Annotated in this window: 13 protein-coding genes; all 13 read right to left on the bottom strand. The window is 53.2% G+C overall.

All coding sequences use genetic code 11. From position 1 onward, the window contains the following. Nucleotides 1-14: 14 nt before the first annotated feature. Nucleotides 15-1,307: a YycH family regulatory protein gene (locus ACFSX3_RS07880; RefSeq protein WP_209987344.1), complete on the bottom strand. Its 1,293-nt coding sequence runs from the start codon at nucleotides 1,305-1,307 to the stop codon at nucleotides 15-17. Then, the gene (gene walK / locus ACFSX3_RS07875) at nucleotides 1,304-3,061 is read right to left on the bottom strand and encodes a cell wall metabolism sensor histidine kinase WalK (protein WP_379258517.1); all 1,758 of its coding nucleotides are present in this window, start codon (nucleotides 3,059-3,061) and stop codon (nucleotides 1,304-1,306) included. Before walK ends, ACFSX3_RS07880 begins: the two co-directional genes overlap by 4 nt. A gap of 74 nt (nucleotides 3,062-3,135) precedes the next feature. Continuing rightward, nucleotides 3,136-3,867, bottom strand: a complete 732-nt coding sequence (yycF, locus tag ACFSX3_RS07870; protein ID WP_209987350.1) for a response regulator YycF — start codon at nucleotides 3,865-3,867, stop codon at nucleotides 3,136-3,138. Between the two features lie 172 nt (nucleotides 3,868-4,039). Further along, on the bottom strand, nucleotides 4,040-5,593 hold the full coding sequence (locus ACFSX3_RS07865; RefSeq protein ID WP_209987353.1) for a peptidoglycan DD-metalloendopeptidase family protein: 1,554 nt from the start codon (nucleotides 5,591-5,593) through the stop codon (nucleotides 4,040-4,042). Between the two features lie 253 nt (nucleotides 5,594-5,846). Beyond that, complete coding sequence (locus tag ACFSX3_RS07860) at nucleotides 5,847-6,530, bottom strand: hypothetical protein (protein WP_379258515.1); 684 nt, start codon at nucleotides 6,528-6,530, stop codon at nucleotides 5,847-5,849. 205 nt (nucleotides 6,531-6,735) lie between these two features. Further along, nucleotides 6,736-8,022 (bottom strand): adenylosuccinate synthase, encoded by a 1,287-nt coding sequence (locus ACFSX3_RS07855; protein WP_209987357.1) that lies wholly within the window; start codon nucleotides 8,020-8,022, stop codon nucleotides 6,736-6,738. Nucleotides 8,023-8,238: 216 nt separating this feature from the next. Continuing rightward, the gene (gene dnaB / locus ACFSX3_RS07850) at nucleotides 8,239-9,600 is read right to left on the bottom strand and encodes a replicative DNA helicase (protein WP_209987359.1); all 1,362 of its coding nucleotides are present in this window, start codon (nucleotides 9,598-9,600) and stop codon (nucleotides 8,239-8,241) included. 1 nt (nucleotide 9,601) lies between these two features. Further along, a complete protein-coding gene (gene rplI, locus ACFSX3_RS07845) occupies nucleotides 9,602-10,048 on the bottom strand; it encodes a 50S ribosomal protein L9 (RefSeq protein ID WP_209987362.1) in 447 nt (148 codons plus the stop codon). Next, nucleotides 10,045-12,048, bottom strand: a complete 2,004-nt coding sequence (locus tag ACFSX3_RS07840) for a DHH family phosphoesterase (protein ID WP_209987365.1) — start codon at nucleotides 12,046-12,048, stop codon at nucleotides 10,045-10,047. The genes rplI and ACFSX3_RS07840 overlap by 4 nt, the downstream gene beginning before the upstream one ends. A gap of 11 nt (nucleotides 12,049-12,059) precedes the next feature. Next, on the bottom strand, nucleotides 12,060-12,977 hold the full coding sequence (locus ACFSX3_RS07835) for a DUF2232 domain-containing protein (RefSeq protein WP_209987368.1): 918 nt from the start codon (nucleotides 12,975-12,977) through the stop codon (nucleotides 12,060-12,062). Nucleotides 12,978-12,983: 6 nt separating this feature from the next. Then, complete coding sequence (locus tag ACFSX3_RS07830) at nucleotides 12,984-13,286, bottom strand: MazG-like family protein (protein WP_206105356.1); 303 nt, start codon at nucleotides 13,284-13,286, stop codon at nucleotides 12,984-12,986. Nucleotides 13,287-13,445: 159 nt separating this feature from the next. Further along, the gene (locus tag ACFSX3_RS07825) at nucleotides 13,446-13,871 is read right to left on the bottom strand and encodes a CBS domain-containing protein (RefSeq protein WP_036728036.1); all 426 of its coding nucleotides are present in this window, start codon (nucleotides 13,869-13,871) and stop codon (nucleotides 13,446-13,448) included. Nucleotides 13,872-14,062: 191 nt separating this feature from the next. Further along, complete coding sequence (locus tag ACFSX3_RS07820) at nucleotides 14,063-15,115, bottom strand: LCP family protein (protein WP_209987371.1); 1,053 nt, start codon at nucleotides 15,113-15,115, stop codon at nucleotides 14,063-14,065. Nucleotides 15,116-15,462 lie beyond the last annotated feature (347 nt).

Below are 15,462 nucleotides of genomic sequence, written 5' to 3'. Positions count from 1 at the left end.
GGCTTAACTCCGCCCTATTTCAATGTATGCTCACTGCCATCGCTAAGCGTAACCCGCCAGACCGGATGAAGCTGCAGCTTCTCCCCAGCCAGCGCAGGCATATAGGCAGGCGTAAGCTCAATGATCCGCAAGGAGCTGCCGATCTGCGCCAGCCGCTGCTTCAGCAGTTCGCCGCCGGGCAGCTCGACAATGGTCTTCTCAGACTTGTCCTCATTCGTGTACATCAGGGAGCGCTCATAGGAAGAGACCGTTCCCTGCTGGAGCTCCAGATGGATTACGCCATACTGAAGCTGCGGATTGCTCATGATCGGATAGGAGCCGGACGGATAAGCGCCATAATATTGTTGAAAAGAAACCTTACGGTCCTGCCGGCCCTCCTCCGTAGCAGCCAGCCTGTAGGTTCCGTTCCAGCCGCCATGGTTATTGACGAATTCCACCGCCTCCAGCGCATCCTTTGCCGGTGTGCTGTCCCCGTCCGGAAGTGCAGCCGGGTCGCTATAACTCATCCAGTTCTGCTCCTGGTCCACCTGCAGGCTGCGTTTGCTGTCCGTGTATATCTTGGAACCGTCCTTCTCAGGAATGTATCTTGTATTGCCTGCATCGAAGAACAAATTGCTCTGCATTTGCTCAATGGTATACATACCCGCAGGCATCACGACTTTAACCAGCGGAACATCCGCCTCAGGGACGTAATACTCACCGTTCACGGCTGTATATAGAGTCAGATTCTTGCCGAAGTCCACATGCTGCTGCACATCCTGAACCGTAAGATCGGCCTTAGCCGCCTCGTACACAATATCCCCGCGTGTGCTGAAGAAGATGACATGGGCTTTGGAGTCATTTTTGATATTATAGATCCAGATCCGGTCAATGCTCTCCCCCTCGAACAGCGAATCCGGCGAGATCTGCATGACCCGCTGCAGCAGCGTTACCGGAATGCCTGCCCCGAACGACAGCTCAATGCCCGGATTCTCGCTGCGGATCTTGTCCCAGTCGAAATCTTGTACGGACCGCCGCTGGAAGCTCTCGAAGCTGCGTCCCTTCAGGCGGTTCATAATCAGATTATAGAAGGTGGAGCTGGGGTAGAACAGCGTATGCTTGTCCCCGCCCATATGAATAATCATTTTATCGGGGTAGAGCAGGTTCTCCACCTTTTCCTTCAGTCCCATATTATCCGTCTTCACATATAAGGTCTTCGACAACACCGCCGAATCACTGCCGGGCAGCCTGTAGATAAGGTAATAGCTCTCCACCAGACTTCCGAGTATAAGCAGGACCAGCATCCATGACTTGATTCTCTCTTTCACGCCTCACTCCCCCTTTGCTTCATCAAAGGCAGTGTGAACGTGACCAGCGAGCCCTCATTCAGCTCCGATTGCAGGGAAATGGAGCCGCCGTGGGCTTTGACAATTTCCCGGGCAATGGACAGCCCCAGACCTGTTCCGCCCATATTCCGCGAGCGCGCCTTATCAACCCGGTAGAAGCGTTCAAAGATCCGCTCAATATCCTTCTTCGGAATCCCTATACCGGAGTCGCGGACAGACACGGCCAGCATTCCATCCTCGCTCTTATGCGCCTCCAGCTGAATCGTCCCGCCTTCCGGCGTATACTTGAGGGCATTGGAGACCAGATTACCCAGCACCTGATCAATCTGATCGCGGTCCAGCCAGGCTGTAGCGACATCCTTGCGCACCCTGGTGCTGATGTGAATCCGCTTCTGGCGGATCTGGAAGGAGAAGCGGTCCGCCACATCCTCCAGCATATCAGAGATGTCCGTCTGCTGAATGCGCAGGCTGGATTCCTTGGAATCGAGCCGCGACAGATGCAGCAGATCGGTAACCAGCCGGATCATGCGCTCCGTCTCATTGCGGATAACTCCGACGAACCGCACGGCAAGCTGCGGATCTTCCAGCACGCCGTCATCCAGCGCCTCCGCATAGCTCTTGATCGTCGTAAGCGGCGTCCGCAGCTCATGCGATACATTCGCCACGAACTCCCGGCGGGACTCCTCGAGGTTCTCCTGCTCTGTGACATCCTGCAGCACCGCAATCGTCCCGGCCACCCGTCCGCCTTCGCGGCGGTGGATCGGGGTGAAGGTCACCCTCACGATATTGGGGTCTTCTCCGTCCAGAGGAGACAGGTGGAGCATGGCCGACTGGGCAATGCCTTGTGTTACCGAGACCGTCTGCTCAGGGTCAAGACCCAGCAGGCCGCCGAGCGGAGCCCCCTCCGGCAGCGGCCCTTCGGCACCCAGCATCAGGGCAGCGCGTGTATTCATCAGAATGACCGCTCCGCTCTCATCCGTGGCTACGACACCGTCACTCATATTGGCGAGAATGGACGACAGCTTCTCCTTCTCCTCTTCGTTCTGCAGCAGCGCCTCGCGCAACCGGTCCGTCATGTAGTTGAAGGCCTGGCTGAGCTGACCAATCTCATCATTGCCGAACACAGGAACCTTCCGGTTGAAGCGCCCTTCAGCCACAGCCGTGGCATGCTTGGTCATCTCCTTAATCGGATGCGTAATCGTATGCGCCAGAATGACTCCCAGCACGGCCGTCAACGCCAGCGCCAGCAGCAGCCCCGAGAGGAACACACTGTTAATCCGGCTCATGGTGGCATATAAGTCTTTCATATCGGCAGCTATATAGATGGCGCCAACCACTTTATCACCGGAGATTACCGGCTTCGCCACTACCTTCTTGCGCACATTATCATCAGCGATGATATATTCCTCATTATCGCTGATGCCCTGCAAGGCGCGGCTAACTACGGTCTGCGTGTTCCGCTGGCCGACATAGTCATTCTGGGAAGGGATCGAGGTGGTAATGATCTTGCCGCTCGCATCCAGCACCTGAATTTCTGCGCCATTGATATACAGATTGTTCACCATGCCGCGCAGGCTCTCCACCGCCGATTCTTCATCGGCGGTTCCCGTCTCACTGCCGAATTTGTCAGCGGTGAGGATCGAGAGCATCTCGGCCCGGGCCTTCAGGTCCTTGGTGAAGTTATCCGTCAGCGAGTTCTTCATCGAGCTGACAAAGTATACGCCGATCAGTTGCATCGCAATCAGAATCAGCAGCACGTAAATCACGATAAGCCTGGCCTGAATCGTCCGGAAAAAGGACAGTGCCTTCATTACAACCCTCCGTTTTTGGGGCTATGCATCAAATAACCGAGTCCGCGCCGGGTATGAATATACTCCGGCTTGCTGGGATTCTCCTCAATTTTTTCTCTGAGCCGGCGGATGGTCACATCCACCGTCCGCACATCGCCAAAATATTCGAACCCCCACACAGCCTGCAGCAGATGCTCCCGAGTCATTACCTTGCCCGCATGGCGGATCATGTAATAGAGCAGCTCATATTCACGATGCGTCAGATCCAGCGGCTCACTATCCTTGTAGACCATGTACATATCCGTATCAATGAATAATCCGAAATGATAGACCCCCTGCTTGCTCTCCACCGCCTCACTCGGAGCTTCCGATGGGGATGGCTTATGCTGGCGACGCATTTGGGCCTTAACCCTGGCCAGCAGCTCACGGGTACTGAACGGCTTGGTCACATAATCATCCGCACCAAGCTCCAGACCCAGCACTTTATCGATCTCTCCATCCTTCGCAGTGAGCATGATGATGGGAATATCCAGATGGGCAGCGCGTACCTCACGGCAGACATCCATTCCGTCCTTGCCGGGCAGCATCAAATCCAGCAGCATCAGATCGGGGCGTTTGGACAGAGCCAGCTCCACCGCGCTGTTGCCGTCAAAAGCGCAGATGACCTCGTACCCCTCTTTTTCCAAATTGAATTTCAATATATCAGCAATAGGTTGTTCATCATCCACTACCAGAATCGTTCCCATTTGCATATGCTCAGCTTCACCTTTCTAAACGATACTCAAAACCCTGATTCCTTTATTTTAACATACCTGCCTTGACGTCACATCTAAATAAGGTACCAGTTCAAAGAGAAATAAAAACCGCCCGAAATGATCCGGACGGCAGAGAAGAATTATAGAATGGAAGCTTAGTTGTTATTCATTATTTCAGGAATTTCATCGGATTGATAGCAGTCCCGTTCTTGCGGATCTCGAAATGCAGGTGCGTCCCCGTCGAGCGCCCGGTGCTGCCCATAATGCCGATGGAGCTGCCCTGTCCAAGCTTCTGTCCGGTGGAGACCGAGATGCTGCTTAAATGCCCATAGTACGTAACGTATCCGTTGTTATGGTTAACGATCACCACATTGCCGTAACCGTTCTGCACACCGGCGAAGCTGACCGTCCCTGCATCCGCAGCCTTGATCGTGCGGTTGCCCGATACCAGATCGACTCCTTTGTGTGTTCGTCCCCAACGCTCGCCGTAGCTGCTGGAGATCATCGCTCCGCTAACCGGCCAGGCGAACATTCCTGTGCCTTCACCTACAACCTTGGTGCCGGAATAGACCACTTCAGGCAGAGCAGCCTTCACTACGCTCTGACCCAGCCACTCCTCCTGAACCACCTGTCCGTTCTCCTTGGTCAGCCTGTACTGCATCGTTTTGAGCCCGGTTTGTCCGGGGCGGACTACCTTCCGCTTGCCTGCCGGCAGCTGGTCGCTCTTGCGGATGATAACCTCAGGCTCCGTGACCACCTCTTCAGTTACCTGTTCTACGGTCACTACCGTCAGGTCAGGCTGTGGCACCGTTAGCTGCAATTGATCCCCAATCTGCAGGCTAAGCTCCTTCACTCCGGGATTATTGCCGAAGATCTCAGCCTGGGTGATGTTGAACCGGGAAGCGATGGCGGAGACGGTGTCGCCTTCCTGAACCGCATAGCGCAGAGGCGCCTCCCTGCCTTCAGTCAGTACCTTCACTGCTTCTTCTACACTAAGTACCTTATTAGGATCTGCCTTCACCGGCACGATGTTAACTTCTTCCCGAATCTTGACCGACTCCACCTGATCATTGGCGGCTGAACCAGCTGCTCCAGCCTTGGCAGCCGTCTTCTTCAGCTTCGCTCCCGAAGCTACAGCATTCTGCGGAGCATAATGCGCCTTGACAGCCTGAAGCACCGCCGCTGCCGTCTCCTGATCCTTCACGATCCCGAGCGGTTCCCCGTCTACAGCCAGTTGTACGCCTACGGCATATGCTTTGAGCATACCATCCAGCTTGTCCAGTGTAGCTTCGCTGTTAACCTCCGGCTTGTAAGCCCGCTGGGCCTCGGTAGTGATGCCGCCGGTCTGCAGTACCATTACAGAGTCGGGATATTTGAGCTGATATTCCCGTCTCTTCTCCTCAAACAGCTTGTTCAAATCTGCTTGCTGGTTCAGTGCTCCAATCTCCTCGCCGTTCACCAGCACTTTGTAATAGGTGACGGTATTCGCTGTTACCTGCCTCTTCTGTGCCCCTACCAGGAAGGTGGTCAGAAGAATCAGACCGGCTGAAGCCAGCAGCCATGAACGCCGGCGTCGCCGGGATTTCATCTCCGGTTGAAAGACACGGGGTTCACCCGTTGTTATTGCATCCTTGCCTTGTTCACCTGCTGCACCAGATCCTGCGGAGGCTTCTACGCGGTCCCGTAGGTTCCCCATCCGGCGCATAAACTTAAATCCTTTCATGAAACTCTCCCTTTCAGCTGTAAAAACAAGAATTTATATACTTCGCGCGTTGATTTGCATGACTAAGAATATGACTGTGTGACGCAGACGGAAAAGGTTACAAAATATTAACCCTTATTAGTCCTTTTTTACTGTACCATAGCCTGAAGAAAAATTTCAACTTTGATCCCACAGCAAAACCCGCGAAATTCGCGGGTTTATTCCCATAATATGCGTTTCAAACGGCGATGCCGTGTCCAAAAAGTGACAATTATTAATTCTGATTTGTTCCCTGGTTGTCCGGTGTAAGCATTTTCATCAGCGCCTTATATTCATCCTTATCTACATATTTCTCAATGATTCCCTGCAGTTCCGTTACTTCGCTCTCTGTCAAGCCGCCCTCCAGGGCAGCGGAGATCTTGATCATTTCCTCCTGGGGAAGCTTGTTCATCAGAATATTGAAAATATTGGATTTCTCATTAGCAGGAAGATTCTCCTTCAACTCGTTCATAGCCTCCGGAGTCATCACCAGGTTCTGGTCCTGCCCACGCGCACTTTGTTCTTCTCCCGCAGCGGCTTGTCCCATCACAGGCAGCGCATTATCCGGCACTGTCTCATCCACCGGTTTCTCTTGAATATTGCCGGATTTCCCGCCACTGCTATCCTTCTTCTCCCCGTCGACCTTGCTCGAATCCGCCTCCTTGGTGGAGTTCTTAGGCTCGCTTGACGCCGCTTTGGAGTTCTCCTTGGAGGTAGCCCCGCTGCCGCCCATTCCTGTCATACTCTTCACGAAGCCGCCGATTCCCGGTCCCGGCCCATCCAGTTTGATATCGAAGCTGGCCAGCACCGACTGGATATACGTATTCACCACATAAGCCGTTGTCAACATAGACAGTCCGCTGGCCAGCACCACAATCAGGCAGACGCTAAGTGCTCGCTTCACTATTTTCACCATCATCACTCCCCTACACCCTGCTCTATTCAATCTCTGAAGAATCAGTTCGCTATGATCCCATTCTCACAGTATTGACTAGAACAACGCCCGGGAAACGTCCTGAAGCACAGAAAAGCTATTCACCTGCTGAAAAATCATCCAGACATACAGAAACAGGAGCCTCACCGAGGCCCCTGCTCCTATACGTATCTATTCAGTTCTGCCCAGTCTAGATATAGATTGGCAGCACTTGATTGGTCTGTTCACGGTTACGGCCCACGGAGAAGATCGAGATCGGAATACCCGTCAGCTCTGATACACGTTCCACATATTTGCGTGTGTTGGCCGGCAGATCCTCCAGCGTCTTCGCCGAAGTGATGTCCTCACTCCAGCCTGGAAGCTCCTCGTAGACCGCTTCACATTCTGCCAGCATTTTCAGGCTCGCCGGGTAATGTGTGATAATATCTCCACGGAACTTGTAGCCAGTGCAGATCTTCACAGTCTCAAGGCCGCTCAATACGTCCAGCGAGTTCAGCGACAGGCCGGTAATTCCGCTGACGCGGCGGGCGTGACGCACAACCACACTGTCGAACCAGCCTACGCGGCGTGCGCGTCCGGTTACCGTACCGTACTCATGCCCGGTCTCACGGATATAATCACCGGTAGCATCGTTCAGCTCGGTAGGGAACGGGCCGTCGCCGACACGGGTGGTATACGACTTCGCCACACCGATAACCTGCTTGATCTTGGACGGGCCAACGCCCGAGCCGATGCAGACGCCGCCAGCCGACGGATTCGATGAAGTAACGAACGGATAAGTTCCCTGGTCGATATCAAGCATTACGCCCTGCGCGCCTTCGAACAGCACCCGGGAATCCGCATCAATCGCATCATTCAGCACCACCGAAGTATCGGTTACATAGCCGCGCAATACTTCTGCATACTCCAGATATTTGGTCAGAATCTCTTCCACATTCAGCGGCTCTGCGCCGTATACCTGAGTAATAACCTGATTCTTCTCTTCCATCAGCGGACGAAGTCTCAGCTCGAATTCCTCAGCGTCCATCAGATCGGCAATCCGGATGCCGTTACGGGCAGCCTTATCCATGTAGCACGGGCCAATGCCCTTGCGTGTTGTACCGATTTTGTTCGGTCCTTTGCGGTCTTCCTCAAGCGCATCCAGCACCATATGATAAGGCATAATGACATGCGCACGATCGCTGATTACCAGGTTCTTCGTATCAAAGCCATTGTCATGAATATAATTAATTTCTTGGATCAGCGCTTCCGGGTTGATAACCATTCCGTTGCCGATAACACAAGTCTTCTCTTTATAAAATACACCAGATGGAATCAAGCTCAGCTTGAACTTCTTTCCGTCAATCAGAATCGTGTGACCGGCATTGTTCCCCCCTTGATACCGGGCGACCACATCTGCACTTTCCGCCAGAAAATCCGTGATCTTCCCTTTGCCTTCGTCTCCCCATTGTGTTCCCACGACGACTACCGTTGACATGTTCATTCCTCCGTAGGTGCTTGCAAGCACCATTATTTTTCCGTTTATCATAGGAGCTTTGTACGCGCTTCATCCTGTACGCAGCCCTCCGGATACCAGGCGGGCAGGCCGCCAAAGCACAATAATCAGTGTAACAGCGGCACTTTTTAAAGTCAAATAAAAACGAACGATCACAGACTGAAATGTGCGATCGTTCGTGTATTGTGCGAAATTTGCCTAACCCGCGAAGGGTTCTGCCTGGGCCCGCTCGTAGTTAACGAACTTGTTAAAGTTCTTGAGGAACACAAGCTCCACCGTCCCCACCGGACCGTTACGCTGCTTGGCGATAATAATTTCGATAATATTCTTCTTCTCGGTATCCTGATTGTAATAATCATCACGGTACAGGAACGCTACGATATCGGCATCCTGCTCGATGGAGCCTGATTCACGAAGGTCACTCATCATCGGCCGTTTGTCCTGACGCTGCTCCACACCGCGGCTGAGCTGGGACAGGGCAATGACGGGAACGTCAAGCTCACGGGCGATCTGCTTCAGGGTACGGGAGATTTCCGATACCTCCTGCTGGCGGTTCTCGCCAGCCTTGCCCCGGCCCTGAATGAGCTGCAGGTAATCGATGACAATCATTCCGAGCCCTTTTTCCTTCTTCAGCCGGCGGCATTTCGCCCGGATATCGGTAACCGTAATGCCGGGAGTGTCGTCAATGTAGATTTCGGACTCGGACAGCGACTGGATACCCATCGTGAGCTTAGACCAGTCATCATCGCTTTTGAAATCACCGGTACGCATAATATTGGCATCCAGATTGGCCTCCGCGCAGATCATACGCTGAACCAGCTGGGGCGCCGACATTTCCAGACTGAAGATGGCTACCGTCTCCTTCGCCCGGACCGCCACATTCTGGGCGATATTCAGAGCGAAGGCCGTCTTCCCGACCGAAGGACGGGCCGCCACAATAATTAAGTCATTGCGCTGGAAACCGTTCGTCATGTGGTCAAGATCCACGAAGCCGCTTGGAATCCCCGAGGTTCCACCCTTATTCTGATGGAGCAGCTCTACCCGGTCGAATACCTGCATCAGCACATCGCGGATGGCGATGAACCCGCTGCCGCTGCGGCGGTTCGAGATCTCCAGGATTCGCCGTTCGGCGTCACTCAGCATAATGCCTACATCTTCGCCGCCGGTATAGCCTTCGCTGACAATCTGCGTTGCTGTGCGGATCAGCCGCCGCAGCATCGCCTTCTCTTCAATAATCTGGGCATAATATTCGACGTTGGCCGCAGTCGGCACCGCATGCGCCAGCTTCGCCAGATAGCTGACACCGCCGATATCCTCAAGCTCCCCTTTATCCTGGAGCCGGGATGTCAATGTAATCAGGTCAATCGGCTGGCTCTCTTCTCCGAGCTGCACCATCGCCTCAAATATCATCTGATGCGGTTTGTCGTAGAAGTCTTCGGTATTCACCCGCTCCATCGCGGTAATTAGCGCCTCATCCGACAGTAGAACTGCACCCAGTACGGCCTGTTCTGCCTCCAGATTCTGCGGGGGAACCCGATCGAAAAAGAGATCTCCACCCATCCTACTCCTCCGTTACCTGAACCGTGAGGTTAGCCTTTACTTCAGTATGCAGCTTTACCGTTACCTGGAACGTGCCTACATGGCGGATCGAATCGCTCAGCTCAATTTTGCGCTTGTCGATTACGATTCCCTGCGAGGCTGCCAGTGTCTCGCCGATCTGCTTGCTGGTGATCGCGCCGAACAGACGGCCGCCTTCACCTGCTTTGGCCTTCAGGGTCAGGGTCAGCTCATCCAGCTTCTTGCCCAGCTGTACCGCTTCCTCCTTCTCCTGGTCCTTGCGGCGCTGTTCGGCTGCCGCCTGGTTCTCCAGTGTCTTCACATTGCCGTCTGTAGCCGGACGAACCAGCCCGCGCGGCAGCAGGAAATTGGCTGCATAGCCTTCCGATACCTCTTTAACCTGACCCTTCTTGCCCTGCCCCTTAACATCCTTCAAGAATATGACCTTCATTCAAATAACCCCTCTTTCGCTTCAATTTCGGCCAGCACTGCGAGCAGCCTGGCTTCCGCTTCTTTCGTTGTTCCTTCAAGCTGTACAGCCGCGTTAGACAGATGTCCGCCGCCGCCCAGCTTCTCCATCACTACCTGTACATTCATTCGTCCCAGGGAACGGGCGCTGATGCCAATCAGGCCGTCAGGACGCTCACTGATGACGAAGGACGCGACCACATTCGTCATCCCCAGCAGCGTATCCGCCGTCTGGGCGATCAGCAGCTGCGGGATCTTCATCCCGGGCTGTGTGACCACCAGCGCTATTTGGTCATACACCATACGCGCATGCTTGATGATCTCCGCCTTCGAGATGTACTCCTGCAGATCCTCCTTCAGCATACGCTGGATCAGAATTGTATCCGCCCCGACCCGGCGCAGGAACCCGGCGGCCTCGAAAGTCCGCGACCCTGTGTGCAGCGCGAAATGCTTCGTATCGACCGTGATTCCGGCCAGCAGCATCGTGGCTTCCAGCGGGCTGAGCTTAATCTTGTCGTGAATATACTGCAGCAGCTCCGTCACCAGCTCACAGGTTGATGAAGCATACGGCTCCAGATACACGAGCACTGCGTCATTAATGAACTCTTCACCCCGGCGGTGATGGTCTACCACTACAATCCGGCTGGCATACTGCACCAGTCTCGGCTCCATAGTCATGGAGGCCTTGTGTGTGTCTACAACAATCAGCAGCGTATGCTCCGTCATCACCTGGAGAGCCTGCTCTGTCGTGATGAAGGTTTTGTAGAGCGGCTCATCCTTGCGGATCTCCTCCATCATCCGGGTAATCGAAGGATTCGGCGTCTCCATCACAATGCTGGCTTCCACATTGTACATCTGCGCCGCCTTGAGCAAGCCGATCGCCGCTCCCACCGCATCGATATCCGGTATCCGGTGCCCCATAATCAGCACCCGGTCGCTCTCCTGCATCAGATCCCGCAGGGCATGGGCGATCACGCGCGCCCGGACGCGGGTGCGTTTCTCTGCGGCATTGCTCTTGCCACCGTAGAAGGAGAGCCGCTGGCCCGCCTTCACAGCGGCCTGGTCCCCGCCTCTGCCGAGCGCCATGTCCAGACTCGACTGGGCAAGCGCCCCCAGCTCGCTGGCCGATTCCGAGCCGTAGGCAAGGCCTATACTCAGCGTCATCGGCACCTTGAGATCGGCTGTCATCTCGCGGACCTCGTCAAGCACCACGAACCTGCTCTCCTCCAGGGCCTGAAGGCTGCGGTGATTCAGCAGCATGAGATACCGCTCGGAAGACAACCGGCGCAGATAGACCTCGAACTGCTTGCTCCACTCAGTAATCTCGCTGGCTACCTTGGCAATCAGCGAAGTGCGCTGCTGATCATCCATACCCTGGGCGGCTTCGTCCAGATTATCCATCATGACAATTCCGATTGCCAGCTTCTCTTCCTCATACCGCTCACGCAGCACAACAAGCTCGGTAATATCGAATAAATACAGCAGGCGTTCGCTTGGAATCACCACGACCTCATAGTAACGGTCATCGACCGTGAGTTCATGGCGGTGTTCCTTCAGGACACCTTCCTTAACCGGTTCCCGCTTGGACGGCAAATTCTGCAGCGAAGCCATCACCTCCGGCATCAGCTCCTGCATACCTTCACCAACAAGAGACTTGCGGGAGAAGATCTGGCCGGCATTCCGGTTATGCCATTCCACCGCACGGTCCTCACTGTACAGGATGATTCCGAGCGGAAGCATGCTTACGGCCTCCCCCTCCACCCGCTTGATGCGGAAGGACAGACCGTTGATATAATCTACAAGGTTGCGGCGGAACGACAGCTCGGCCTGCAGCATGGTGAAACACAATGTGCCGGCCAGGAAGAGGCTGGCAACACCGAGGACCCAGTTATAGACACTGACTACTATAATCAGGACCAGCAGCAGTAAGAACGCCCACACGGTATGGTAGCCGTGCCAGCGTCTTTGCAGAAATTTTGGCATGAGCTCTCACCCTATCGTTTCGATTTCTTGACAAGCTCCCGCAGCGGAAACGCCAGGTCCACCACACCAATAATCCAGAATCCCGGCAGAGCAATTACAGGTATCGCCAGCAGAAGGGCAATGATCTTGCTCCACTTCCGTTCATGCACCAGGAAGAAGAGGAAGCCGACGGTCTGGATCTTGAACGCAATCTGCAGCAGCGGCAGCAGATTGGCCGAGACCATCAGCATGAAGCCGCTGTCTGCAGCGCCGAACAACAGGCTGATTACTACGCCAAGCAGATAATACCAGATGAAGGATTTGGCCAGTCTCCATTCCCGCGCCGGCTTCAGCTTGGGTACCGCATATCCCATACTGTTCAGAATAGGGCGGACAATCGAATGGGTGATGACAGCAATCACGAAGGCACTGAGGATCAGCGTCATCGGAATCGCCTGAATCGTCAGCCAGCTCATCTGTCCAATCTGATCGGAGGAGATAGCGATCTCGGACAGCAGCGGATTGCTTGCCCCCATACTTGTCAGCCACTCCGTATAAGTCCGCAGGACATCGTAGACATAGTCGTATAAATTAAACTTAAGGAACGCCGTACTGATCAGCAGAATCAGCAGGAATTCGGCTAGTATAGCGACCATGCCGGCAATCAGTGTAGAGATCGCTGAAGCACGCTTCTTGTACCATCGTCCCATCACAAGCGCCGGGATCAGGAAATAGGCCGCAATCAGGATATACATCGGGGTAATCAGGCCCACAATCAGCAGGACCGGTAACAGATGCAGAATGAACTGCTTGGTGTTAAGGGTCGTGAAGAGCACTATGGCCGGAATAATCATAAAGAATGTTGTAATAAGCAATAGCGGGGTTGACAGGGATAACAGCAGCAACAGATAAGCTATGCTCCAAGCCACAGATGTCCAGCGAAATTTCAACAGTATTCACCTCTTACGCATATGTTCTTCTAATGCAGATATATCCTGGTACCATTCTTCCAGCTGATGGCCTTCCTGCCTGTGCTTTCTCAGCTTCTCCAGCAGTAAATCATCCAGCTCGCGATAAGGGATGCCCAGTCTGCGCCCCAAGATGTACGAACTCATAATCAGACTGGCCAGACTGTCGCCGACACGCGCGGTACTGCCTTCCCACAGCGCTTTGAATAACCTTGAGACTTGATCAATTACTTCCGTCTTTAACCACTCAATTACCTTGGCACGTTTGGCCACATCCAGATCCTTCGGCACATTGGGCACTGTCTCTCTACCTCCGGCAAAAAGCATTATTCTCCATTATAGCATAAAAATTTCCGAGCCACACGGACGCCTACCACCCCTGAATATAGCCTTCATTCTTTCAAAAAAGGCCCGCATTCCGTTTCGCCGGAAATACAGGCCCTGGTCCCCTTATAACGATTCGAGCGATTGCCTTGAGACAAACTTCTCGCAGTATTCAATAATCTGGCTCCGTCGTACAATACCAATGAACCGCTTCATGTCATCGACCACCGGAACAAAATTCTGCACCTTGGCCAGATTAATCAGATCCTCCATATCCGCATCAATTGAGACCGCCAGATTGTTCATCCGCAGCGGTACATCCTTGAGCAGAAATTTGGAAGCATTCTCAAAAGTGACCGCGCCGCCCGACTCCTTCATGTACCAGAGCAAATCACCTTCTGTAACCGTTCCGGCATATTCCCCGTTCCGGTTCAGGATCGGTACTGCGGTATAGCGGTGAAACTCCATCCGTTCCAGGGTCTGGCGCAGCGTCGAATCCATGGTAACGCATGCAACCTCCTGCTTCGGAAGTAAAAAAAACGCAATATTCATCTCGTGATCCTCCTCAAAGAATTCCGAAGGAATGTTACTCTACCTTCCTTGCACACTAAAGCCCACCGTACTTATACGCCTGCACGCACAATTAGTTCCATTCCATTATAGCATGAAGACAGTAAACAGCAGCCATTAACCTGCGGGAATGGCTGCTGTTTTTATAACGGCAAGACTGGCCGGTCTAATCCTTATTGTGCTGCGGGTGTAGCCGAAGGCTCCAGCGCGTTCACTGCCTTGCCTGGTTCGATAAGCTGGTCAACCGGTGTACTGGCACTCATCCAGTTGTCAATCAGTACCTTGGCTTTGTTCAGATCCTCTTCATTCACAATATCGTAGTAGACACCGCCGATGCGCTTGCCTTCACCCATCACCGTGAAGCTGGAGATATCCATATCCTTACCGCCCATGAACTTCTTGGCGAGACTGATGATCATGGAGGGCTGAATATCCGTTTTGAAATTCTCCCCCATAATGTCCAGCAGCTCGGGGATATTGCCAATTTGGCTGATCGATAACATTTTATTCGCTACGACATCAATAAAGACCTGTTGACGTTTCGTCCGGTTGAAGTCGCTGTCCTCACGGTAGCGCGTATAGTTGAGCGCCTCTTGCCCGCTGTAATTCGACTTATTGGCTTTGATCGTGAATTTCTCATGGTCAGCACCTTTGTTGACAATATCCTTCTTGATCGGAAGCGGAACTCCGCCAATGGCATCTACGGCATCCTTCAACCCTTGGAAGTTAATAGTGGCATAATACTGAATATCGTGGCCGAGCAGCGCTTCGAGCGTATCCTTGGACATTTGCTGGCCGCCGAACGCGTAAGCATGTGTGATCTTATCCTTCTTGTCACCGTTATGTCCGATGATTTCCGTGTAGGTATCCCGGGGAATGGAGATCAGCAGAATCTTGTAATCCTCCGGCCGGATCACCGCATACATCATGGTATCGGAGCGTGCGGTTTCATTCTTCCGCTGATCTGTACCCAGTAGCATCAGAGAGAACGGATCGTTTTTGAGTGCCACGGGTTCAGCCTTAACGGAAGTTGGTGTCTTGCTGGTGTTATTCTCCAGAGGCACATAGGATGCATCCGTCAGCTTCTTCTCTACCTGATCGGATAAAAAGAGGTCAAAGGCCAGCACAGCAAGCGGCTTCTGGAACAGAAACGCTCCGGCGGCAATCACCAGTACCAGAATAAGCGCAATGTATCTTTTCTTTATTTTTTTAATCTTTTTCATCATTATTAATTCCTTCTTTATGGTGGAATGTACATATCATTGCTGTAATCTATTTACAATGGCCGCCTGGGCTTCCAGGGCAGTCATGGGTGGGCTGTTCTTGCTGCTATGCGCCGCCCTGCTTCAGATTGTATTATTCCCCCTTTCCGGGATTCGGGTCGTTCTAATTGTAGAATAAACCTGGAAAACGGCTTTGACACATAAACAATATTTCTATTGTAATCACTTCACAACTAAAAAGAAACAACAAATAACGACAACATCAGCATCCATGCCACTAATATTCCATAAAGTATATGACGCAGCAAACACCGTTTTGATTCTTTTTGAGGCAGAAAAATAAAAAAAGA

Source organism: Paenibacillus rhizoplanae (assembly GCF_042684125.1).
GTDB classification, from domain to species: domain Bacteria; phylum Bacillota; class Bacilli; order Paenibacillales; family Paenibacillaceae; genus Paenibacillus_AQ; species Paenibacillus_AQ rhizoplanae.
Note: the sequence above shows the minus strand (reverse complement) of the source record. Positions and strands in the feature narration are given on the sequence as shown.